Annotated in this window: 18 protein-coding genes; 8 read left to right on the top strand and 10 right to left on the bottom strand. The window is 38.4% G+C overall.

All coding sequences use genetic code 11. The features are described 5' to 3' along the window. Positions 1-125: 125 nt before the first annotated feature. Complete coding sequence (locus tag ACN9MR_RS07405) at positions 126-1136, top strand: hypothetical protein (RefSeq protein WP_426328975.1); 1011 nt, start codon at positions 126-128, stop codon at positions 1134-1136. A 20-nt stretch (positions 1137-1156) separates the two neighbouring features. Further along, positions 1157-2686, top strand: a complete 1530-nt coding sequence (locus ACN9MR_RS07400; RefSeq protein ID WP_426328974.1) for an OmpP1/FadL family transporter — start codon at positions 1157-1159, stop codon at positions 2684-2686. A gap of 120 nt (positions 2687-2806) precedes the next feature. On the opposite strand, the gene ACN9MR_RS07395 is transcribed toward ACN9MR_RS07400, so the two are convergent. The 4 genes from ACN9MR_RS07395 to ACN9MR_RS07380 all read right to left on the bottom strand — a co-directional run bounded on the left by ACN9MR_RS07395 (position 2807) and on the right by ACN9MR_RS07380 (position 10036). After that, positions 2807-4204, bottom strand: a complete 1398-nt coding sequence (locus ACN9MR_RS07395) for a SusD/RagB family nutrient-binding outer membrane lipoprotein (RefSeq protein ID WP_426328973.1) — start codon at positions 4202-4204, stop codon at positions 2807-2809. Positions 4205-4229: 25 nt separating this feature from the next. Continuing rightward, positions 4230-7238: a SusC/RagA family TonB-linked outer membrane protein gene (locus tag ACN9MR_RS07390; RefSeq protein WP_426328972.1), complete on the bottom strand. Its 3009-nt coding sequence runs from the start codon at positions 7236-7238 to the stop codon at positions 4230-4232. Positions 7239-7612: 374 nt separating this feature from the next. Beyond that, on the bottom strand, positions 7613-9451 hold the full coding sequence (locus ACN9MR_RS07385; protein WP_426328971.1) for a UbiD family decarboxylase: 1839 nt from the start codon (positions 9449-9451) through the stop codon (positions 7613-7615). 105 nt (positions 9452-9556) lie between these two features. Beyond that, complete coding sequence (locus tag ACN9MR_RS07380; protein WP_057934298.1) at positions 9557-10036, bottom strand: Dps family protein; 480 nt, start codon at positions 10034-10036, stop codon at positions 9557-9559. A 283-nt stretch (positions 10037-10319) separates the two neighbouring features. Between ACN9MR_RS07380 and ACN9MR_RS07375 the strand changes: the two genes are divergently transcribed. Further along, a complete protein-coding gene (locus ACN9MR_RS07375; protein ID WP_426328970.1) occupies positions 10320-11855 on the top strand; it encodes a LysM peptidoglycan-binding domain-containing protein in 1536 nt (511 codons plus the stop codon). Positions 11856-11857: 2 nt separating this feature from the next. Further along, the gene (locus ACN9MR_RS07370; RefSeq protein ID WP_426330218.1) at positions 11858-12502 is read left to right on the top strand and encodes a uridine kinase family protein; all 645 of its coding nucleotides are present in this window, start codon (positions 11858-11860) and stop codon (positions 12500-12502) included. Positions 12503-12623: 121 nt separating this feature from the next. On the opposite strand, the gene ACN9MR_RS07365 is transcribed toward ACN9MR_RS07370, so the two are convergent. The 6 genes from ACN9MR_RS07365 to ACN9MR_RS07340 form a co-directional block, all read right to left on the bottom strand. Continuing rightward, positions 12624-13286, bottom strand: coding sequence for a CoA transferase subunit B (locus ACN9MR_RS07365; RefSeq protein ID WP_426328969.1), 663 nt, complete (start codon positions 13284-13286; stop codon positions 12624-12626). Further along, positions 13287-13643: a DUF4260 domain-containing protein gene (locus tag ACN9MR_RS07360; protein ID WP_426328968.1), complete on the bottom strand. Its 357-nt coding sequence runs from the start codon at positions 13641-13643 to the stop codon at positions 13287-13289. After that, positions 13643-14344: a CoA transferase subunit A gene (locus ACN9MR_RS07355; RefSeq protein ID WP_426328966.1), complete on the bottom strand. Its 702-nt coding sequence runs from the start codon at positions 14342-14344 to the stop codon at positions 13643-13645. Before ACN9MR_RS07355 ends, ACN9MR_RS07360 begins: the two co-directional genes overlap by 1 nt. A gap of 297 nt (positions 14345-14641) precedes the next feature. Beyond that, a complete protein-coding gene (locus ACN9MR_RS07350; RefSeq protein ID WP_426328965.1) occupies positions 14642-15730 on the bottom strand; it encodes a PQQ-dependent sugar dehydrogenase in 1089 nt (362 codons plus the stop codon). 356 nt (positions 15731-16086) lie between these two features. Beyond that, positions 16087-18465, bottom strand: a complete 2379-nt coding sequence (locus ACN9MR_RS07345; protein ID WP_426328964.1) for an endonuclease MutS2 — start codon at positions 18463-18465, stop codon at positions 16087-16089. A 1-nt stretch (position 18466) separates the two neighbouring features. After that, positions 18467-19024, bottom strand: coding sequence for a DUF4296 domain-containing protein (locus ACN9MR_RS07340; protein ID WP_426328963.1), 558 nt, complete (start codon positions 19022-19024; stop codon positions 18467-18469). A 69-nt stretch (positions 19025-19093) separates the two neighbouring features. Between ACN9MR_RS07340 and ACN9MR_RS07335 the strand changes: the two genes are divergently transcribed. The 4 genes from ACN9MR_RS07335 (at position 19094) to ACN9MR_RS07320 (ending at position 22866) form a co-directional block, all read left to right on the top strand. Next, positions 19094-19795: a YggS family pyridoxal phosphate-dependent enzyme gene (locus tag ACN9MR_RS07335; protein WP_426328962.1), complete on the top strand. Its 702-nt coding sequence runs from the start codon at positions 19094-19096 to the stop codon at positions 19793-19795. A 1-nt stretch (position 19796) separates the two neighbouring features. Next, positions 19797-20264, top strand: coding sequence for a GNAT family N-acetyltransferase (locus ACN9MR_RS07330; protein WP_426328961.1), 468 nt, complete (start codon positions 19797-19799; stop codon positions 20262-20264). Position 20265: 1 nt separating this feature from the next. After that, positions 20266-21531 carry an aspartate kinase gene (locus ACN9MR_RS07325; RefSeq protein WP_426328960.1) on the top strand — a complete coding sequence of 422 codons (1266 nt, stop codon included), beginning with the start codon at positions 20266-20268 and terminating at the stop codon, positions 21529-21531. Between the two features lie 147 nt (positions 21532-21678). Beyond that, complete coding sequence (locus ACN9MR_RS07320; RefSeq protein WP_426328959.1) at positions 21679-22866, top strand: class I SAM-dependent methyltransferase; 1188 nt, start codon at positions 21679-21681, stop codon at positions 22864-22866. The last annotated feature ends 184 nt before the right edge of the window (positions 22867-23050 follow it).

Below are 23050 nucleotides of genomic sequence, written 5' to 3'. Positions count from 1 at the left end.
CAAACGATCAACAATTAATATCAATTGTGATTTAACATTTTTAGACTAAGTAAATAGTTAGGAATTAACTACTTTTGAAACCTGTTTATTACATTCGTGAACACACACAACTAAATATAAACACAATGAAACCAATTAAATTTTTACCCATTGTTATGATTGCCGCTGCAGGGTTGGTGGCATCATGCTCTACATCAAAACTGGCTCAAACTAAGCCAGCTGATGATGTTTATAATTCGGTGGCGAAAGCCAGGGAGGTTGAAATGGCACCTCAGCCTCAGAACCGACAAGGCCAGCAATATCAGGCTCAAGGACAGGAAGAATATGATGAATATTACGGAACCAGTAATCCTTATTACGATATGGATTACTCATCTAGAATAAACCGTTTTTACAATGGTTACAGTTTTCAAGGCTACTACGATCCTTATTTTGATAATTATTACTACGGAAGCAGTTATGGCCCTTCAAACTATTTGGGATATGGCCTGGGTTGGAACAGCGGATACGGCTTAGGTGGCTGGGGTGGTAGCTTTGGTTATGGCAGCATCTGGAGCAACCCCTTCTATTACGGTAATTTCGGCTACGGATGGAACAATCCTTGGGGCTGGAACTCATGGGGACCTAATTCTTACTACGATCGTTTCGGTTGGGGCGGCGGATATTACGGCGGAGGCTGGGGTATCGGTGGCGGATACTATGGTGGCGGTGTGTATACCAATAGAGGTTACAGCAGACCAAGACCTGGAAGTGATGATAGAGGCACTCCAAGATATGGAAACGGCAATGCCGGAAATGCGGGCAGACCGAGCAGATCTGGTGTCACAAATCCAAATGGTGTAGGTTATGCTCCAAATATTAATGCTGGAAGACCAAGCAGAAACCAAGGTAATGGCAGCTATACACAGCCTCAGGGCTCACAAGCTGGCAGACCTACCAGGAATGACAATTATAGTCCTCAAGGTACTCAAAGTAGCAGACCTACCAGAAACGAAAGCTATTCTCCACCTACTAGAACTGAGAGCAGACCTAGTTATTCACCTCCGCCATCAAATGGCGGCGGAAATAGTGGCGGTGGCTCAACCGGCGGCGGTGGTGGCGGCGGTTCAAGACCATCAAGAGCAGGAAGAGGTTAATTTAAATTTAAACACACAACATGAAAAAATATATTTTAGCTTCATTAGTAGCTACAGTAGCTGCTATGGGAACAACGTACGCCCAAAGTTACGCGCCTGATGCATTCCGCTTTTCTCAAACCAATTATGGTAGTTCTGCCCGATTTAAAGGAATGGGCGGTGCGCAGATTGGTGTTGGGGGTGATATCGGCTCAATTAATGCGAACCCTGCCGGATTAGGCCTGTTCACTAAATCAGAATTTAGTCTAACACCAGAATTTAATTCTGTATCAAACAATAGCTCATTCTTAGGCAACAATACCAAAGTTGATAAAAACCAGATTAACCTGAACAATATTGGTGTCGTGTTTTACAGCCCAACTGCTAAAATGAAAGGCTCAGCTGTAGATAAAGGATTAGTTAGTACGGTATTCGGCTTAAGTTATACCAGAAACAACGATTTCTTAAATAACATCAACTATGGCGGAACTAATACAAACAGTTCGATTAGAGATTCTTACGTGGACCAGGCGAACAATTATGGTATTGATAATAGTATTGCTGGAGATGCTTATAAGAGTTTTCTGATTAATAAAAATACACCTACTTTTCCGAATCAATTTTCTGCAGAACCTTACAACAATGCTAATTTTAAACAAAATTGGGATGAGGCACGTTTAGGTTCGACTTCTGAATTTAACGTAGCAGGCGCCCTTAATTTTGGCAATAAGGTATATATTGGTGCAACAGCCAGTTTTGTTAATGTAAAATACACCAGCGATGCTACTTTTACAGAATCAGGTATTGTTAACTCATATAATGATGGTGACGCTGTACCAACATATAACGGAAACGAAAATTACAACCTTACCCACTTTAGAAACCAGGAAACTAAGGGTGGTGGTTTTAATTTAAAATTGGGTGCTATTTTCAGACCGGTTAGTGAGTTAAGGATCGGTTTGAATTTCCAGACCCCAACCTGGATGAACATTGAAGACAATACCAGTGAGACTTTGCAGGCTACTACTGCTGGAAATGCTAATACTGGACCAACTAAGTCAAATAACCCAACCCAATATTACACTTTCAGTTATAACCTACGTACACCGTTAAAGGCATCTGCAGGTATCAGTTATGTAATTGCTGGTACAGCATTAATCTCAGCCGATGTTGATTATGTAGATTATGCCTCAATGCGTTTTTCTGATTCTAATGGCTCTGATCTTTCAACAATCAATAGCAATAATGCTTTCATTAAAGAATCTTATAAAGAAGCGGTTAACTATAGAGTTGGTGCGGAGGTAAAAGTGACTAACGAAATTAGTTTACGTGGTGGTTACGGCGTAAACGGAAATGGTGTTAAAGGCGGCGACAATAAATTTTATCAAGGTCAATATTATACTGGTGGAATTGGATACCGCGTAGATAACTATTATTTCGATGTAGCGTATCAGAACTACAAAACAAACTTTAGCTCTAGCCCCTATCTGTTAGATGATTATACTGAACCTGTTGCAGATGTTAAAAGCAATAGAAACAATGTATTCTTAACTTTTGGTGTAAGATTCTAAGAATTAATGTCTTACATAATTAAGAAGCGTCAGTTTTCAACTAGAGAACTGGCGCTTTTTTACAACAAAAAAGGATACCCGGTTGGGTATCCTCAATATTATCAATTAACTAGTACCTGTTTAATTAACATCCCACCATAACCTATCGGTAATTTTAGCCTTTTGCTGCGGTTGTGGGTTTGCTGTAATTTCAGTATTCGGGTAAAGTACCCTTCTCGGAATTTCAGAGAGTGCATTTTTAACTTTGGTTAAAGCCGGGAATCCGGTACGGCGCCAATCTGTATAATTTTCAGCATTAAGGAAATTTGCAACCGACTTTTCTTCCATAATTAAACGGAGCGCATTTGTACTGCTGAGTGTACCCCGCAAAGCAATGTAGGCATCCATATCAGCTGTGCTCACCCCTACCTTAATCATGTGCTGCTTGATACCATCCTGATAAACAGGTTGTGCAGCTGCAAAACCCGATACCACCAGCGTGGCTTCGGCTTTTATAAATAATGCCTCGGTGTAATTTACCAGGTAATTATTGGCATTGGCAGCTGCGTAAAAATCGGCAGGGATTGAGTAAGATTCCAGACTTCCAATTTCGTCTAAACCAATCTGCCGGCCCGTATATAAGCCAGTTTGTTTGGCGGGTTTAACCATTTTGCTTAATCTTGGATCGTTTCTGGTAGTAAAAGCATCAACAAAGGTATTAGCAAGCACAAATGTAGTGCCTGGCAGAAAATTCTGCTGCCATGGATTTTCTGCACCTGCTGCACCACTAAAGGCAATTTTAGCATCATCATCATTGCTTTGCATACCATTAGTTAGTGCAGTCAAGGCCAGCTGTGCCTGCACGGAAGCTGTATTTCCAGGTGCTTTACTCAGGTGCATATAATAACGTGCTTTTAAAGTATAAGCCAATTTTCTCCATTTTGCCATATCGCCTGCATAAATGTAATCGTCGCTTCCAGGTTTAAGGCCAGCATTTTTTGCAATATCGGCTATTCCATCATCAAGTAAAGCCTGAATCTGAACATAAATCTGCTGCTGACTATCATATGCAGGGGTTGGCTGTGTTACCCCTAAAAAAGCCTGACTGTAAGGAAGATCACCCCAGGCATCTGTTGCATAGCCCAAAGTATAAGCTGTAAGAACTTTAGCAATGGCACTGTAATTAAAATTGCCGTTGGCAACAGCTTTAACCTTTAATAAATTGAGGTTGTTTAATGTTCTTACGTATACATTATTCCAGTCGCCATCCATATCGATATTGTACATCTGATAAGTACCGAAATTTGGTGCCACCTGGTTGAGTGCCATTACCTGCAAATATTGTTGCAACACCACACTTAAATTCCCGTCACCTGATGCATTGATATTTTGCGAAATCAGCATTTGTATAGGTGGTAACATAAGCGATTCTTTAACATCTATCGGTCTGTTTGGATCTTCATTTACATCCAGGTATTTTTTGCATCCGGCTAATGCCACCATAAGGGCAAAACCTAAAATAAAATATATCTTTTTCATGTTATTTCTTTCTAATTGTTAAGGGTTATAAGGTAAGTTTCAAACTAAAATCAACAGATCTTGATGTTGGCGTTGAGAACGAATAAATCCCTTGCGAACCATTTGATGAGCCAAATGAGCTTACTTCCGGATCTCCCCCGGTAAAGTGTGGTGCGTAAATCCAAAGGTTTCGTCCGGTTACCTGAAATCCGATGGTCTTGAAAGGTGTTTTTTGTAACCAGGCCGGTTTAACATTATAACCCAGACTTACATTCCGCAACTTAACATAGGTTCCATCCTGAATTACTGATTCTAGAACACCATTAGCACGTTGATAATAAGCTTGTCCTGTAACTGAAACCGTATTTGGCAAGCCCGTAGTGGCATTTATACCTTCAACTATACGCGGTCCACGATCTTCGGTAACTTTTGGAGTACCATAGAAATAGCCGTAACCATCTACGTTATTCTGAATATCGCCACCCTTTTTCATATCAAAAGAGAAACTAAGCGTAAACTGTTTATACTTGAAATTATTAACAATACCGCCCATCCAATCCGGATTAATATCTCCAATTATACCTTGCTCATCGGCTGCAAAAGGAAGGCCTCCATTATCAGTAAGTAATTGGCCAGCCGCATTTCTGGCATATCGGGTACCATAAATTACACCGTAAGGCTGGTTAACAAAAATGAAAGTGAAACCATTGCCAACCTGTTTCAGGTCTTTGTAAATAGAAAGCACTTTGTTTCTGATTCTGCTGTAGTTTATCGTTAAATCCCAGCTAAAATCCGGGGTCGAAATTGGTTTCGCATTTAACAAAACCTCTATACCGCGGTTGCGCATAGCTGCAGAATTTACACTTGTGGCGTTAAAACCTGTAGATGGCGCTAAAGCTACTGACGGAATGATACCATTTTTAGTTCGCTTATCGAAATAGGTAAGCTCAAGGCCTAAACGACTTTTAAAGAAACCTGTTTCTAACCCAACTTCAAACTCGTTAATACGTTCATTTTTCAGGTTCGGATCGCTGAGTACCTGGCTGATTAAGAAACCCGATTGTCCCTGATAAGGAAAGGTAGTATTTCTAACTGTTTGCGATTCGTAGGGAGTAAGTAAACTATATGGACCTATACTTGCATTACCTACCGTACTGTAAGAAAGCCTTAACTTACCAAAGTTCATCACTTCAGAAAGGCGATTAGAAAAGAAATTAGAGAAAATAAAACTTGTTGCAGCCGAGCCGTATGGATAAAATCTGTTGTCTTTAGCCAAAACCGAAGTACCATCGTATCTACCAGTTAAAGACAAGATAATGAACTTTTTATAATCGATATTAGATTGCAGATAAAAGCCTATTTTCCGTGTAAGGTAACTGGTTTCTGTAAACTTAACAGTCGAGGCAGAACCAATATTATTAAAACCTGGAATTGTGATCCCTAAGCCATTGGCGTAACCATTTTGCGAATAAGTTGAAATGAGGTTATTACCCAACAAGGCTTCGACATTAAAATCACCAAAACTTTTATTAGCATTCAGGATCAAGTCATTATTATACTGTCTGAAATTGGTATTGTTATTTACAATTCTTCCATTAGGATTAGAGACCGACAGTAAAGACTCTGTGTATTTACCTTGCTCAACATAAACATCGGCACCAAAACGTTCAGTAATGGTTAGCCAGTTTAAGGGTTTATAATCGGCTGTAAATGTCGGCAGAAAGCGGTTAACAACTGATGTATTACTGATATTATCTAACACCCAATAAGGATTATTGCGCGAGAAACGGTATAAACGCTGACTTCCATCAGGGTTTACCGAAGGTTGCAGATCGTAAGAAACCGGGGCAGAAAAAATAGTCCACACCGGACTTTCCAAGGCATAACCTTCAGGTAGCCGGCGGTTTTTGGTATTAGCATAATTTAAAGAGAAAGTAACATTTAGATCTTTAATAATTTGCGTGGTAAACTTCCCAAAAACGGTATTCCGGTCGAAAGAAGTGGTAGGTACCGTTCCATCCTGTGCAAAATTAGTATATGATAGAAAATAAGAATTGTAAGCCCCGCCTCCATTTATGGCTACTGTGTTGGTGTATGTTTTTCCGGTTTTAAAGAATAAATCAGACTGATCATATACCTGTGCAGGCTGGCCGTTAATTTTTAAGGTATCCATCCTTGCCCCCCACGAAGTACTTGTTTTCTGGTTCACACCATCAAAGTATACGCCATTTGAGCCAAGAGAATATTTATTCTGAATTTCTGGTAACAGCGGTTTCTCCATTGAAAAAGATGAAGAAAAGCTAATACCAGGCTTTTTATTCAGGCTACCTGCTTTTGTAGTGATGATAATTACTCCTTTTGCACCATCAGATCCATATAGCGCTGTTGCAGCACCACCTTTTAGCACATTAATGCTTTCAATAATATTAGGATCAAGATCGGCAATTCGGTTGGTGCCAGGACCGGAGTTGAGGTTACCGGTTTCATCATTGTTAACCGGAATACCATCAATTACCATCAAAGCTTCATTGTTGCCATAAAGGGAGTTTGCACCCCTGATTACAATACGCGATGAGCTACCCGGTGTACCCGACGAACTTGTAATTTGTACACCAGAAACTTTACCTGCCAATGCATTTACCAGGTTAGGCTCTTTCGACTGGGTAATCTGATCGCCCTTTACCTCCTGCGAGCTGTAGGTTAAATTTCGCTTATCACGTTTCACCCCTAAGGCAGTCACTACAATCTCATTCAGGCTTTGCTGGTCTTCACTTAATGTTATGATTATGTTGCTTTGCCCGCTATAAGCAAATTCTTTGGCTGTATAACCAATTCCACTAAAAACCAGCGTAGCCGGATTCGCACTTTTAATTGAAAAAACCCCTTTCGCATCGGAAGAAGTGCCAATAGCGGTTCCTTTAACTCTTACCGATATGCCTGGAATTGGTAGCCCCGATGCATCGGTAATTTTGCCGCTAATAAGCGACGTTTGACCATAAATCTGCATGCAACAGAGCATAGTCAAAATGAACAAGGTAATCTTTAATCTGGTCATTGTATTCAGTTTAGTTAGTAGTATGACCAAAATTAGGCTTATAAAAAGCCAGATAGAACGATGATTTTAACACGTATTAACCAGAAATTAACGCAAATGTTACAATCGTTATAAATACGTTAATAATCTGTGATTTGCTTAACCGATCAGGCAAAATTTTGAACCACGAAGCCGATGTTGAAGTAATTTGTTGATGTTTAGACTTTCTACTCTGCAAATTGTTGTTCGCAGTAATCAGATTTTAGCGCCGGTTTAGGTTGGTTAAGCTAAACTATTTGCAGGTACGCAAAGTAGCACCCATAAAAAAGTAATTAACCGGGATGTTGAAAGCATAGCATATGTATGCTTAAAAATCAGTTTTTTATTTTATTTATTCAACTAACTATGCCGTGTAGGCTTCCTCCCTTTTGAGCCAAAACATCAAGCTTTTTTTCTACAGCCTCATCTTTGATCAATTCAGGTGCGTGGTGGGGCTTTTTCCTTGCATCAATAATTAAAGGACCTTTACAGCCCCAGTGTTTATTTATGGTAAAATCATTGATACCATATATATCAGCTGCCGGGTTGCTTCTAGTAAAGGCCACCCAAACCAGATTATCAATATTGGCAGCCGTAAATTCTGCATCATCAGCCAATATAATTAAAGGTAAGCCCGACAAATCCTGATCCATCAAAGCCATATTCAACAAAGCAATTTCTGCGGCCGTTTTCTCCGGGTTTAAGTATTTGTTGCTTTCTAAAACCAAAACACCTGGAATGGCTATTTTGGGTTGGTAAAACCCATCGCTCAATTTCAGTGCTTCAGGAATCCTATCCCAAAGTTCGCGTTGCTTATCCCCTGCTGCTGCAATAACAACCTTCGATCCGCTGTTTAATCCATCACCACTATAATCAAGCGTATCAATCGTAGTATTGGTATAAAAATGAACATCTCTTGTTAAATCGATCCGTTCTAAAATATGGGTTAGAAATGCTTCAATATGGTGTGTGCTTAAATGCTGGTCATCCTCTTTAGCCGCGATAAACAGATATTTAGCCAAACTCAATTGGTTTTTCCCTAAGATGTGATTGGCTATGGTTAATATTTCCTGAGGTCTGCGCGCTTTTAAATAAGGCGTATAACGCTCACTACCGATAGCAAAGAGCAAAGGGTGAACACCAGCTGCATCAACCGCATGAACTTCTTTTAAACCATGTATTTCCTGTGGTATTGCCGAGCCTGTAATCTCATGGATCAAAGCCCCAAAACTGGTATCCTCCTGTGGCGGACGGCCAACAACCGTAAACGACCAAATGGCATCCTTTTTATGATATACATTGTGCACCTTCATCAGAGGAAAAGGATGCGTTAAACTGTAATAACCCAGGTGATCACCAAAAGGCCCTTCTGGTTTATTTTCATTTGGGTAAACCGTTCCGGTAATAATAAAATCTGCATCTGCAGAGATGCAGAAACCTTCATCATCATAAAAATAACGGAAACGCCTATCGCCCAATGCGCCAGCAAAAGTCATTTCCGATAATCCTTCTGGTAAAGGCATCACTGCTGCTAAAGGATGTGACGGAGGTCCGCCGACAAAAACACTCACTTTTAGGGGTTGGCCTAATGCATTGGCTTTAGATTGGTGTACGCCTATCCCTCTATGGATCTGATAGTGCAAGCCGATCTCCTGATCCTGAATATAATCGTTTCCACCCAATTGGATGCGATACATGCCCAGATTTGCATTTAAAACACCTGGTTTATCTATATCTTCAGTATAAACCTGTGGCATGGTAACAAAAGGACCGCCATCCATAGGCCAGTTTACAATTTGTGGTAACTGACTGATACTTGTTTTTAAAAATTTGCTTTTTGCAAAAGGTGTTTTAAGCGGTAAGGCCGATAAAGCCGACATTGCAGAACCTGCATATTTAAACGGATTTTTTAATGCTTTTATCGGATCATTCCTTAACGATACCAGTTGTTGTACCTTTGGCAAGGTATCTCTAAAAATAAACTTCGATCGTTCTAAAGTTCCAAACAAGTTTGAAACGGCAGGGAAAGGACTTCCTTTAACTTTTTCGAATAGGATTGCTGGCCCTTTATTTTCGTAAACCCTTAAATGGATGGCTGCCATTTCTAAATAGGGATCTACTTCTTCTTTTATCCTGACTAAATGACCGTGCTTTTCGAGATCGGATACACATTCTGCTAAATTTTTGTATGCCATGCCCAAAGATAAATAATTAGATTTTCTCCGAAACAAAAAAGCCTCATATAAGCAGATTTTACAATAAAGCTACTTATATGAGGCTTTTAACCTAAAGTTTTGACGTTACTTCTTTCCTGCGAAAGAACGTAACATCCAGGTATTTTTCTCTTTAAACTGCATAAAACGGTTAACCATGTCGTTAGAACCATCGTCTCCAGCCGCATCTGTCGCTTCTAAAAGTTCTCTTTCCAATTCGATCAATGCAGCCATATCATCTAAAATGGCATCAACCATATCAAGGTCTTTTAAACCAATAGTATCAATCTCTTTAATTTTAGATTCTTTAATGTAATCGGCAAAACGGCTATGCGGCGCTTTACCCAGGGTTAATACACGCTCTGCTATCTCATCAATGGTTAACTGTGCATTAGTATATAATTCTTCAAACTTAACATGTAAAGTAAAAAAGTTCTGTCCTTTAATATTCCAGTGGCAGCCCCTTAATTTTTGATAATGTATATGATAATTAGCCAAATAATCATTCAAAAGATCTACAACCGGTTTAACTTCTTTTTCGTTTAAGCTTATTTCTTTAGCGTCCATTTTTTTATTATTTATGATATTTTTGATGTCTACGTAACAACCCAAATTTATAAAAGTTTTGCTCATTTTTGTCTTTTGAACAATACGTTATTTATTAGATCGTTTAATATTCAATATTACAGGGAACAACAATTTTATAAACATTTGTTAATGAATAGCATATCGATATTAAGATATTAAAGTCATCTTATTTTTACTTAAAAACGAATAGCTGAACATAGATTGATTAACAATATTATTCGTATAATTGCTCCCTTTGACTTAAAAATTTACATAAAAATAAATGCATAAAATATATTTATCTGCTGTAGTGTTATTTGCCTTAAACATCGCAAATGCCAAAGCCAACACAGCGAGAGACTCTATCGGTGTAGAAAATAATAAAGGCAAAAAACTCATCGTTCACCAAACTGTAGCAAAAGACACTTATTATTCAATAGGAAGAAGGTATAATGTTTCCCCTAAAGAGATTATGACCTTTAACGACAATAAATACCTTCAGGTTGGAGTAATTGTTAAAGTACCTACAAATATCCCTTTTACCACAACAGGATCAGCTAACAGCACGCAAAATCAAAGCGCTTCTACTGGCAATAAAATAGAGCATACCATCAAGCCAAAAGAAAACTTAAACATGCTCGCCGAAAAATACGGCACAACCATTAATGAAATTAAAGCTTTAAACAACCTTAGCAGCAGTAATTTAAGCATCGGTCAGGTTTTAAAAATCCCTGCTAAAAATACTGAGCAAACCAGTGCAACAGCACCGGTAACAGCGCCAGCAAAAAACAATAACGAAACAGCGACAGCGAACACCCAATCGGCAGATCAGACCATAATCGAACATACGGTGCAGCCTAAAGAGTTTTTAGGAAAAATTGCAGAGAAGTACGGCACTACTGTTGAAGAAGTAAAAAAAGCCAACAACCTTTCAGGGAATAACTTGCGTATCGGTCAGAAGCTTAAAATTCCGGCAACTAAAAACATCGATGAAAATAAGGTAGTTGCTGCTGAAGAAAAACCTGTACAGGAGAACAAATCTACAGATGCAGCCGGCACACACACTGTTTTAAGGAACGAAACTATTTTCACCATCGCTAAACAATACGGCATTACCGCTTACCAGATTAGAAAACTGAACGATTTGCCTGATAACGCCATTACCATTGGCCAGGTTTTAAAAGTACCAGGAGGGATTATTACAGATGTTCAGGTTCCGAAAGAAAAACAAGCTGAAGCAAAAGTTAAAGAGGTAGAAGCTAAAGAAGCACCAGCAACAAAAGAAGAAAGTTTTATCCATACGGTAACTACCGGAGAAAATATTTTTACCATTGCTAAAAAATACAATTTAACCGCTTATCAGATCAGAACAGCAAATAAATTGGAGGATAACGCGATTAAAGTTGATCAGAAGCTGATTATTCCGAAACCACCACAGCCTAGATCGGTAAATGACTTGTCGAAAGAAGAGCAGGAAAATGAACCAGATAGTACCATGGTTAAAGACCCTAAACTTCGCCGCGATCCCAGTGTATATGGTTTAAGTCAGATCGAAGAAAAAGGAACCGCAGTTTGGATTGCAGACCAGGATCTGGACGGAACAAAAATGTTGGTTTTACACCGTACTGCACCTGTGGGCAGGGTAATTAAGATTACCAACCCAATGACCAACCGCACTACCTTTGCCAAAGTTGTTGGTAAATTTACAGAGAACGAATCCACAAAAGATGTTATCATTGTAATGACTAAAGCTGTAGCCGATTCATTGGGTGCTTTAGACAAACGTTTTTTCTGCAATTTAACATATAGTGCTCAATGAGTTTGAACAAAAAGCCATTTATAATTGGTATTGCCGGTGGTAGCGGATCGGGTAAAACATTTTTCTTAAACTGCTTTCTTCATCATTTTAAACAGGATGAAGTAACACTTGTATCGCAAGATGATTATTATATCCCTGCGGGAGAAATGACACAGGAAGAAAATAAGCTATACAATTTCGACCTTCCTTCTACCATTGATAGCGAGCAGTTTTTAAGGGATATTAAGCAGTTAATGAGTGGCGAAGTTGTTTATAAAAAAGAATATAATTTCAATAATCCATTAGCCGTTGTTAAAATTCTGGAGATTAAATCGGCACCTATTATTATTGTTGAGGGACTTTTTATCCTTCATTTTAAAGAAATCGCCAAACTGTTGGATCATACCATTTTTGTTGATGCAGATGAACAGGTTGCTTTAGACCGCCGTATTAAACGCGATGGCTTGGAACGTGGTTACCCTGAAGATGATGTATTGTACAAATGGCACAACCATGTAGTACCAGCCTATAAAGAATATTTATTGCCGTATCGCGAACAATGTAATAAGGTTATAATGAATAACACCAACGAACCTGAAGAAATTATCGGCATCACAGAAGATATCTCCAACGATTTAAGAAACAGCATTTTAGTAGATATACAGTAAACTTCAAAGAAGTCAAGTTTTAAAAAAAGCTTGACTTCTTTTTTTGATCATACGTTTGTCAGGCTAAGCGGAGTCGAAGCCTTGCTTATCAAAACTTAGGCTACACAAACCACACTTCACATTAATCCAGTCTCATCTCTTGAATCTCCCCCTCCACTACCAATCTCCCCGCTGTAGATTGTTGTATAAATTCGATACTTACACCTGGTGCACGCTCCAAAAGTTTAAAACCACCTTCAGGCAGAATATCTAAAACCGCCAATTCAGTTACAATTTTTTTGATGCATTTTACACCGGTTAAAGGCAGAGTACATTTTGGCAATAATTTACTTTCTCCCGCTTTATTGATGTGTTGCATCGCCACAATAATATTTTTGGCTGATGCTACTAAGTCCATAGCCCCTCCCATTCCCTTTACCATTTTACCTGGGATTTTCCAATTGGCAATATCACCGTTTTCTGATACCTCCATGGCTCCCAGAATAGTCAGATCTACCTTTTGTGCACGGATCATTCCAAAACTCATGGCCGAATCAAAAATAGACGATCCTGGCAAAGTGGTGATGGTTTGTTTCCCTGCGTTAATTAAATCGGCATCTTCCTCTCCTTCGAAAGGAAATGGCCCCATACCCAATAAACCGTTTTCAGACTGTAACACTACATTAATTCCCTTTGGAATATAATTGGCGACCAAAGTAGGTATGCCAATACCCAGGTTAACATAGTATCCGTCTTTTATTTCTTTAGCAATACGCTGTGCGATTTCTTCTTTTGAAAATGCCATTTATTTATTTTTTCCTATTAAGCCTAAATGTGTGTGATTAAATGCATCGCTATATTTCAACCCATAACCTAGCGCCCTATCCATACAAGAATGAGCAAACAAGATGATGCCAGCTAACTGCAATACGGGTAACTGACAGTAAAATCCGATCAAGAAAATTAATATTGCTATCGCTTTATGGTGAACTATGTTATAAAACCATGCACCGACCTTTGGGCCTGCCAGATAGCCTAACATACTTAAGTCTGGTACAAGCAGCAGTACCGGAAATACCCACCAATGAAATGACAATTTAGAAAAGGCAAATATTGCCAATAGAAACATGGCCATTTCTTCAATTGCAATTATTTTCTTCATTACGATTTTGTTCTTACAGTCCGTTGTTCAATTCTTTTCTCGTAATCTTTACCCTGAAAAATCCGATGAACATAAATGCCAGGTGTATGGATATAATCGGGGTCCAGTTCGCCGGCCTCTACCAGTTCCTCTACCTCGGCAATGGTTATTTTACCTGCCATGGCCATAACCGGATTAAAATTCCGGCTGGTAGACCTGAAGATCAAATTTCCAGCGGTATCTCCTTTCCAGGCTTTAACAATAGCGAAATCGGCATCAAAAGCATATTCCATTAAATAATCCTTGCCATCAAAATTGCGTACTTCTTTACCTTCTGCCACTTCAGTGCCCACACCTGCAGGCGTAAAAATTGCAGGCATACCGTATCCGGCAGCCAAACAACGCGTAGCTAAGGTACCTTGTGGAATAAGGTCTACCTCAAGTTCGCCACTCAGCAATTGTCTTTCAAATTCGGCATTTTCACCTACATACGAAGAAATCATTTTTTTAACCTGACGTTGTTTCAGCATTAAACCAATACCGAAATCATCAACACCAGCATTATTAGAGATACAGGTTAAATTTTTCAACTGTTTGTTTACCAAAGCATTAATGCAATTTTCTGGAATACCACAAAGCCCGAAACCACCAAGCATGAGGGTAGCACCATCTGATATATCCTTAATAGCCTCTTCAGCTCCAGATACCACTTTATTTATCATCTTATGAATTTTTTGGTTAGTTCGCTAAATTACAAATTGCCTTCAAAATTGTAGCATTTATAATTTTTAAATCTTCCAGGAATATTAATTAATTGGAATTAATCTAAATAACTGTTACCTTTGTGCTGCAATGATTTACGAGAGAGAAGAAAGTCTATTCATATTACCCACCGATCCTGAATTTCAAAAAGGCATGGGTTTTATTTTCAGCTGTACGGCTGAGCACAAAAAATGTTGTGAGAAATTTAAGAAAGGGAAACGCTGTAAAAAGTGCCCCGGACGGAAAAAATAATTAATCTACTTCGCAATTTCTACAATTTTATCATCGCTTCCATTACTGGTACAGATATAAATTTTCCCTTCCGGCGATTGGCAAACAGCCCTTATCCTACCATAAGTGTTTACATAAAAATCTTTCGTTCCAGTAATTTTTGTCTGAGCATCGTCTAACTTAAGCTGCATCAATTTAGTTCCTTTTAATACAGCCAGCAGCAACGAATTTTTAAATTGCGGAATATAATCTGAATTGTAATAAGCTAAACCACTAGGCGCAATAGTTGGCGTCCAATTGATTAATGGCTCTGCCACATTATTCGAACTGCAAAACGATTGCTCTCCACTTTCATTGCAAAAACCTTTAATATTTGGCCACCCGTAGTTTCTTCCCTTTTCAATAATATTAATTTCATCATCAGAATCCGGACCATGTTCTGATGAGAAAATCTTATTGCCCACCTGGGTCAATCCTTGTGCATTTCGATGCCCTAAAGACCAAACCGGGTTATTTGGATAAGGATTATCAGCAGGAATTGATCCATCTAAATTTATCCTTAAAATTTTACCCGCTAAAGAATTAACATTTTGAGGATTTCCTGTATCAGATGCATCACCAGTGCTGACAAAAAGTTTACCGCCACTGATCAGCAACCGTGAACCGTTATGGATTGAAGCAGCAGGAATCTGATCCAATAAAACCTGTGGGCTCGTTAAACTTCCTCCGCCGTAAGTATAACGTACAACTTTGGCTTTATAGGTACTACCATAGCCATAAACTACATAAACGTAAGGATTACTGTTAAAATCGGGATGTAGCGTCATTCCAAGCAAGCCACCCTCACCATTGGTACGCACTTCGGTTATGGTAAGTAAGGGCGTTACTTGTCCGTTGGTGGGATTTAAACGACTAATTTTACCTGCTTTTTCGGTAAACCAAATGAAATTATCAGGGCCATAAACCATTTCCCATGGGAGGCTCAATCCGGATACAACTACTTTTGATTTTAATTCTACATCAGGTAAGTTACCTAGATCGTCATTATCATCACCATTCTTTTTGCAATTTGTAACGAATAGCATTACAAATAAGCAGAGTAGTATTGTCCTCATAACCGTAACGTTTTATAAATAACACCGTTACGGTTATAAAAGTTTTATTGTTTTACTGGGCGGACGTCATTTCGAGCGAAGCGCAGCCGAGAAATCTTTATATAATTAGCTTTTAAAGTGCTGTCAGATGTTACCATCTGACAGATTTTCAAAAAATGATTTAGTGCCGGATGGTAACATCCTGCATCACAACTAATCAAGTTGGGAATGACGCCCACACGAGAATTTCAGATAGTAAACATCCAACACCACAGCTATACTTATGCCTGCGCTCGTTTTTAACTAATGCATAATTAGCCTTGCGATTTTATCAAAATATTATTTACAGTGTAAGATGGTAACGTCTGGCACCATGATTAATTCAAATACACATAGGTGATTCCATCCCCGCCTCTATCAGCATGTTCATCTTCCATCCTATTTACCTGACTATATTTACGCAGGTATTCTCTAATCATTTTACGCAAAATACCATCACCTTTACCGTGGATCAGTTTAATGGACGGAAAGCCGAGCATAATGGCCTTATCTAAATATTTCTCTACTTCGAACAAGGCATCTTCTGTTCGTTTTCCACGAAGATCAAGTTCGGCCCTAAAGCCCGATACGGCATCATTCATCCGCCCTGCAAAAGAATTTGCACTGCTTTGAATTACTTTTTTAGCTTCACGGTTACTCACCTTTTGAACGCGGTTCTTTTTAACAGTCGATCGTAAATCGCCAATAGCCAAAACCAGTTCATTGCGGTTAATTTCTAAAACCTGACCAATGGTTTCACTATCCGTAAATTTCACTAAATCACCAATTTCAATTTCACCGCCGACAACTACCTGTACTGGTTTAGGGCGCTCTTTAGGAACAGTATTTTTAACGAGCTCTTTTTGCAAATTCTGGCGGAGTTCTTTAGTTATTTCCTTATCAGCTTGCTTTTCCTTAATCTCGGCAATGGTGTTTTCAACCAGTTTATTGGCATTTTTAATAATATTCTGCGCCTCTTGTTTCGCCTCTTTAATCAGTACCTTTCTATTCTCCTCTAAAAAGCTTTTTAACTTCTCATTTTCGGCAACCAGGTTTTTAGCTTTATTCTGCTGATTGGCCAAACTTACTTTGGCATCATAAACATTTTTCTTTTCGCGCTCCAGATCAACAAGCATGGTGTCTACGCGGTTCTGGTTAGATCCTGTTTTTTCTTTAGCCAATTGGATTACCTCTTTTGGTAAACCAATATTCTGAGCAATTTCGAATGCATAAGAACTGCCGGGTTTACCCATTTCTAAAATGTAGAGCGGTTTCATTTTGGCATTATCAAAAAGCATTGATGCATTTTCTAAACCTGGTGTATTACCTGCAAAAAGCTTCAAATTAGAGTAGTGGGTCGTAATTACCCCCCTCACCTTTTTATTGTTCAATACTTCTAAAACAGCTTCAGCCATTGGTCCCCCAAACTGCGGGTCGGTACCAGTACCAAATTCATCAATCAGCACCATTGTTTTTGGCGAAGCGTGTTCTACAAAATAGCGCATCTTTTTCAGGTGTGCGCTATAGGTACTCAAATCACTTTCTATTGATTGATCATCGCCGATATCGGCAAAAATATTTTCAAAAATCCCCACTTCACTATTCGCATCAACCGGAATCAACAAACCTGTTTGCAACATAATCTGCAAAAGACCAACAGTTTTCATACAAACCGATTTACCGCCTGCATTTGGCCCTGATACCAATACCACTCGGGTTTCGGCATCTATATGGATATTTAAAGGCGTAACCGTTTTCTTTTCGGCGGCAAATGAGATCGATAACAAAGGGTGCCTTGCATTAATCAGTTTGGTTTTAGGCTCTTTTAACAAACCTGGCATTTCAGCTTCGATATCCATTGCAAATAAAGCCTTTGCACGAACAAAATCCAGTTTGGTAAGGAAACCATGGTAAGAAAGCAATAATGGTGAATATGGTCGCAGATCGTCCGTTAAGGCAATTAAAATCTTAATAATTTCACGGCGTTTGTCAAACTCTAAGTCGCGCAGCTTATTATTTAAGGTAAATACTTCTTCAGGTTCAATATAAACTGTCTGTCCTGTAGCCGATTCATCGTGTACGAAGCCTTTGAGTTTACGCTTGTTTTCAGCCAAAACCGGAATACACATTCTACCATCACGGATGGTTAAACTCCCATCAGCAACCCAATTATTGGCAATAGCCTGCTTGTAGATTGAATCCATGCGCTTACGCACATCTTGCTCCGCTTTCGAAATGGCAGAGGTAATTTCCTGCAATTCTTTTGATGCATTGGGTTTGATCTTTCCTTTGGCATCTATAACGGTTTCTATCTTACGAAGGATCGTTTTTTCGATCGGAAGATGCTCAAATAAAGCTTCTAGTGTAGGGTATACTTCTGCACGTTCTTCAAAAAAACGCAGTACCGAGAAAACAGTATGCAATGAAGTATATACCTGAAACCACTCATCTTCTAATAGATAAGTGCCTTCTACCCTGATTTTTTCAACCAGCGACTTAATGTCAAAAAAGGTATTAATCTGTAGTGGTTCCTGATTTTGCAGGATACTTTTAAACTCGTTTGTTTGACGTAAAAACTTATCAATCTGATCAAAACGGTTCATCACCTGCATCTTCTCTACCATTGTTTGCCCCATCGGACTTAAACAATGCTTGCTAATCAGTTGCCTGATCTCAACAAAACCTAAACGTTCTAAACAGTTTTCGGGATATAACATATTATTGTACTACAGCTGGACTCGGAACTACTTCCGATAGGCCAGCTTTTTTTATATTAATTAATGAATCGGCCTGTTTTTTTTTCTTTGCAATTTCAGCAACTGCTTTAACCTTCGATAAAGAATCTGGTTTCATTTTTTTTCTGATCGCAAGAGAATCGGCCTTAAATTTCTTTGCTATTACCAGCGAGTCGGCTTTAAACGCCTTTTTCTTGATCATCAAATCGGCTAACGCTGTTGCTTTTTTTTGTTTGGTTAAAGACTTTTGTATGTTTTTATACATCGCTTCTAACTCCTTGGGGTTGGTGTTATACCAAATTAAGCTCCTGTTATATTCGGCAGAATCTGTACCAAATTTTTTATAAATTCCTTTATAATAAGCTGCAGCCACCTTCTTTGCCGAATCTACTACATAAATGCTTGAAAGGTAACCATCAACAATGTGCATATCATATAAAATCTTTTCCATTTTATCAGGTTTAATAATGCCATCAGGAATGCCAGGTTTGCAACCAAACCATAATATAGCTGTCATTAAAACCCATATTAATCTCTTCATGCTTAATTTAAATATTATTTTTTGCCCAAATTGCGGCAAGGTTATTAATTTTACCAAAAATAGTTATAAATGAGCATAGCTGATAATCTTAAACAATATAAAAGCGAAGTTGAATCAGACGGGATTAAACTAATTGCAGTTTCAAAAACACAGCCAATAGAATCAATTTTAGAAGCATACAACGCCGGACAGCGCATTTTTGGAGAAAACCACGTACAGGAAATGGTAGACAAACAGGCGCAACTTCCAAATGATATAGAATGGCATCTTATTGGCCATTTACAAAGCAATAAAGTAAAATACATTGCCCCTTTTGTTAAACTTATACACGGGGTAGACAGTTTGAAACTGCTACAGGAAATAAATAAACAAGCGGCAAAAAACAAACGTGTAATTAATTGTTTATTACAGGTTTACATTGCTGATGAGGACACTAAATTCGGACTTGGTTTTGATGAAGTAATCGAATTATTGCGGGCTGAAGAGTTAGCCGAATTGAAAAATATCCGTATAGTAGGTTTAATGGGGATTGCCACAAATACCAAGAACGAAAAACAGATTGCGACCGAGTTTCACGAACTAAAAGTATTTTTTGATGGCATTAAAGTAAGCTTTTTCCGTAAAGATGATGCTTTTAAGGAAATATCGACCGGAATGAGCGCAGATTATAAAATTGCAATTGAAGAAGGAAGTACAATGGTACGCATTGGTAGCAGTATTTTCGGAAAAAGGGTGATCAAACATTTCAAAAACGATATTACGACCAACTAATATGGATTTTAACATCAGATTTGCAACTGCAGAAGACTGCCCAAGAATATTGGAATTAATTAATGAGCTGGCCATTTATGAACGTGCCCCTGAAGAAGTAACGGTTACTTTAGATCACTTTATCGATGCTGGTTTTGGCAAAAACCCGATATGGAAAGCTTACGTAGCCGAAGTAAATAACACAATAGTGGGCTTCGCATTATACTATACACGCTACTCTACATGGAAAGGATGCAGGTTATATCTTGAAGATTTTATCGTAACAGAAGAATTTAGAGGAAAAGGCCTGGGTAAAGTATTATTCGAAAAAGTGATAGAAGAAGCTAAAAATGGCAACTATAGCGGCATGGTTTGGCAAGTATTAGACTGGAACGAACCTGCAATAAACTTTTACAATAAATATAAAGCACATTTAGAAAGTGGCTGGTTAAACGCGGCTTTCTCTAAAGAACAAATCAAGGCATTTTAATATGGATATTTTTAAGTTTGGCGGTGCCTCGGTAAAAGATGCAGATGGAGTAAAAAATCTAGCCAATATTGTCCGCGATTACAAAAAAGGAAACTTGCTGATTGTAATTTCGGCGATGGGTAAGATTACTGATAAACTGGAAAAATTAACGCAGGCATTCTTATCACAAAGTGATGAAGCGCATGCAATTTTTGATGAGATTAAACATTTCCATTTCAGCATTATAGACGAGCTGTTTCAAGGCAAAGCCAATCCGGTTTATGATGATGTAGCCAACACATTTGTCGAAATTGACTGGCTGATTGAAGACGAACCAGATAACAACGCTGATTACATTTACGACCAGATTGTATCTATCGGCGAAGTGGTTTCAACAAAAATTGTGGCTGCCTGGTTAAATGAAACAGGTAATAAAGCCCTTTGGGTAGATGCACGGAATTATATCCAGACCGACAATACCTACCGTGAAGGAAAAGTAGATTGGGTAAAAACCAATCAGATTATACAAAAGGACTTATTACCACTCTTAACCGACAACATTATCGTAACACAGGGATTTATTGGCGGTACAAGCGAAAACTACACCACAACTTTAGGCCGGGAAGGTTCTGATTATTCGGCAGCCATATTTGCTTCCTGTTTAGATGCTGCTGCACTAACCATCTGGAAGGATGTTCCTGGGGTATTAAATGCAGATCCAAAATGGTTTGATGAAACAGAAAAAATTGCCCAGCTTTCTTATCACGATGCAATAGAGCTTACTTATTATGGTGCAACTGTAATACACCCAAAAACAATAAAACCACTTCAAAATAAAGGGATTCCGCTTTTTGTAAGATCATTTATCCAACCAGAAGGCTCAGGAACAGCAATTACCAAAGAAAATAATCCATTGCCTATCCCCTCTTTTATTTTTAAGGTAAACCAGGCCTTGATTTCTATTTTCCCAAAAGATTATTCTTTTATTATAGAAGAAAATCTGAGCAATATTTTTGAGCTTTTCCATACACACCGGATCAAAATCAATACGATGCTCAACTCTGCTATCAGCTTTTCGGTAAGCGTTGATGATCATCCTACTCAAATTGAAAAACTGATCAAAGACCTTTCTCAAGAATTTACAGTAAAATACAATAAAGGCCTGGAACTGGTAACCATCCGCTATTATAACCAACAAACTATTGATCGTGTAACGGTTGATAAAGATATTTTATTGGAAGTTAAGAGCCGTCATACCTGCCAGATGGTGATGAAGAATAGAGTTTAAACTCATAATATTATTAACTTAAAAAATATTGTCATCCTGAGCTTGTCGAAGGACAAGTATCTTATTTGTTTGAGATCATCAGCAGGTCTTCGACAGGCTCAGATTGACATTATCGCTTCCCCTCATAACAACGAGCTAAATTAAACAATGAACAATAAACTTTTAGCCAAAGCCGTACAGGATTACATCAACGCAAATTTAAATGCAGATGTAAATCAGATTGCTTTAGCAAAAAGTCCCTTCGAAGGTATTACAGCAGCCGAACTGGCCACACAAATTACCGCAAAAAAAAAGTCTGAAAAGAAATTACCAACCTGGTTTAATACCAGGGATATTTATTATCCCCCTGTATTATCCATCGAGCAAACTTCTTCTGAAATTACTGCGAAATACAAATCCAAACTAGCGAAAGGCAATACTTTAATTGATATTACCGGAGGTTTCGGGATTGACAGCTATTACTTTTCTAAAAATGTAAAAGCAGTTACACATTGCGAAATTAACCCTGAACTATCCGTTATAGCCCGACATAATACGCAGGCTTTACACGCGACAAATATCGAATTTAAAGCCGAAGATGGCATTACTTATGTCATGGCTAGCGATACATCATTTGATACCATTTATGTAGATCCAGCCCGACGAGCCGAAAAAGGCAAAGTCTTTATGCTAAAAGACTGTACACCCGACATAGCGAGCAACCTGGATGCTTTATTAGAAAAATCTTCAAGAATAATCATCAAGACTGCTCCTTTACTTGATATTTCAGCAGGATTATCAGAATTGAAACAGGTAAGCGAGATCCATATTGTGAGTGTAAAAAACGAATGCAAAGAGCTCTTATGGATCATTGATAAAGGTTACAATGGTGACACAAAAATTATAGCTGTAACCTTAAATAACGAGATTGAAAAAGATTTTTCCTTTTACAGATCATCTTCAAATGGTTCAATTCAGTTTATTGACAATTTAAACACTGGCGATTACTTGTACGAGCCAGATGCTGCTTTATTAAAATCAGGTGCTTTTAATTTAATTGGTACAACTTACAATCTTTTAAAACTACATCCTCAAACACAGCTGTTTAGCTCAGTAACTGTAAATAAAGATTTCCCAGGCAGAATTTTTAAAATTGAAGCCATACTCAGTACCGCAACACTTAAAAAACAAGGAAATTTAAAAGGAAATGTAATTGTTCGGAACTATCCGGCAAAGCCTGAAGATTTAGTCAAAAAATATAAAATCAAAGCAGATCAAAATCAGTTTTTAATTTTTACCAAGGTGGGCAACGGAGAAAACATCGTTATTAAAGCCTCAATTATTCAATACTATTAGATTGTCATTCTGAGCGTAGAGAAGAATTTGCGACCTATGAATTACTACTTTTCACTTACACGATATACACCTTATCGTGAGATCGTCATTTCGACCGCAGTGTTCTAAAGGAACTCCTTTGGAGGAGAAATCTATAATAGAGTAACTACTTTATAGATTTCTCCGTTCCGCTATGCTTCAGTCG

It is taken from the genome of Pedobacter sp. R-06 (assembly GCF_049913135.1).
Taxonomy (GTDB): domain Bacteria; phylum Bacteroidota; class Bacteroidia; order Sphingobacteriales; family Sphingobacteriaceae; genus Pedobacter.
Note: the sequence above shows the minus strand (reverse complement) of the source record. Positions and strands in the feature narration are given on the sequence as shown.

Excerpts from the sequence above, each read along its gene's own strand:
- ACN9MR_RS07335 (WP_426328962.1), top strand. The coding sequence starts at position 19,094 with ATGAGCATAGCTGATAATCTTAAACAATATAAAAGCGAAGTTGAATCA.
- ACN9MR_RS07355 (WP_426328966.1), bottom strand. The coding sequence starts at position 14,344 with ATGATAAATAAAGTGGTATCTGGAGCTGAAGAGGCTATTAAGGATATA.
- ACN9MR_RS07325 (WP_426328960.1), top strand. The coding sequence starts at position 20,266 with ATGGATATTTTTAAGTTTGGCGGTGCCTCGGTAAAAGATGCAGATGGA.
- ACN9MR_RS07345 (WP_426328964.1), bottom strand. The coding sequence starts at position 18,465 with ATGTTATATCCCGAAAACTGTTTAGAACGTTTAGGTTTTGTTGAGATC.
- ACN9MR_RS07395 (WP_426328973.1), bottom strand. The coding sequence starts at position 4,204 with ATGAAAAAGATATATTTTATTTTAGGTTTTGCCCTTATGGTGGCATTA.
- ACN9MR_RS07375 (WP_426328970.1), top strand. The coding sequence starts at position 10,320 with ATGCATAAAATATATTTATCTGCTGTAGTGTTATTTGCCTTAAACATC.
- ACN9MR_RS07400 (WP_426328974.1), top strand. The coding sequence starts at position 1,157 with ATGAAAAAATATATTTTAGCTTCATTAGTAGCTACAGTAGCTGCTATG.
- ACN9MR_RS07350 (WP_426328965.1), bottom strand. The coding sequence starts at position 15,730 with ATGAGGACAATACTACTCTGCTTATTTGTAATGCTATTCGTTACAAAT.
- ACN9MR_RS07380 (WP_057934298.1), bottom strand. The coding sequence starts at position 10,036 with ATGGACGCTAAAGAAATAAGCTTAAACGAAAAAGAAGTTAAACCGGTT.
- ACN9MR_RS07340 (WP_426328963.1), bottom strand. The coding sequence starts at position 19,024 with ATGAAGAGATTAATATGGGTTTTAATGACAGCTATATTATGGTTTGGT.
- ACN9MR_RS07405 (WP_426328975.1), top strand. The coding sequence starts at position 126 with ATGAAACCAATTAAATTTTTACCCATTGTTATGATTGCCGCTGCAGGG.
- ACN9MR_RS07330 (WP_426328961.1), top strand. The coding sequence starts at position 19,797 with ATGGATTTTAACATCAGATTTGCAACTGCAGAAGACTGCCCAAGAATA.
- ACN9MR_RS07360 (WP_426328968.1), bottom strand. The coding sequence starts at position 13,643 with ATGAAGAAAATAATTGCAATTGAAGAAATGGCCATGTTTCTATTGGCA.
- ACN9MR_RS07385 (WP_426328971.1), bottom strand. The coding sequence starts at position 9,451 with ATGGCATACAAAAATTTAGCAGAATGTGTATCCGATCTCGAAAAGCAC.
- ACN9MR_RS07365 (WP_426328969.1), bottom strand. The coding sequence starts at position 13,286 with ATGGCATTTTCAAAAGAAGAAATCGCACAGCGTATTGCTAAAGAAATA.
- ACN9MR_RS07320 (WP_426328959.1), top strand. The coding sequence starts at position 21,679 with ATGAACAATAAACTTTTAGCCAAAGCCGTACAGGATTACATCAACGCA.
- ACN9MR_RS07390 (WP_426328972.1), bottom strand. The coding sequence starts at position 7,238 with ATGACCAGATTAAAGATTACCTTGTTCATTTTGACTATGCTCTGTTGC.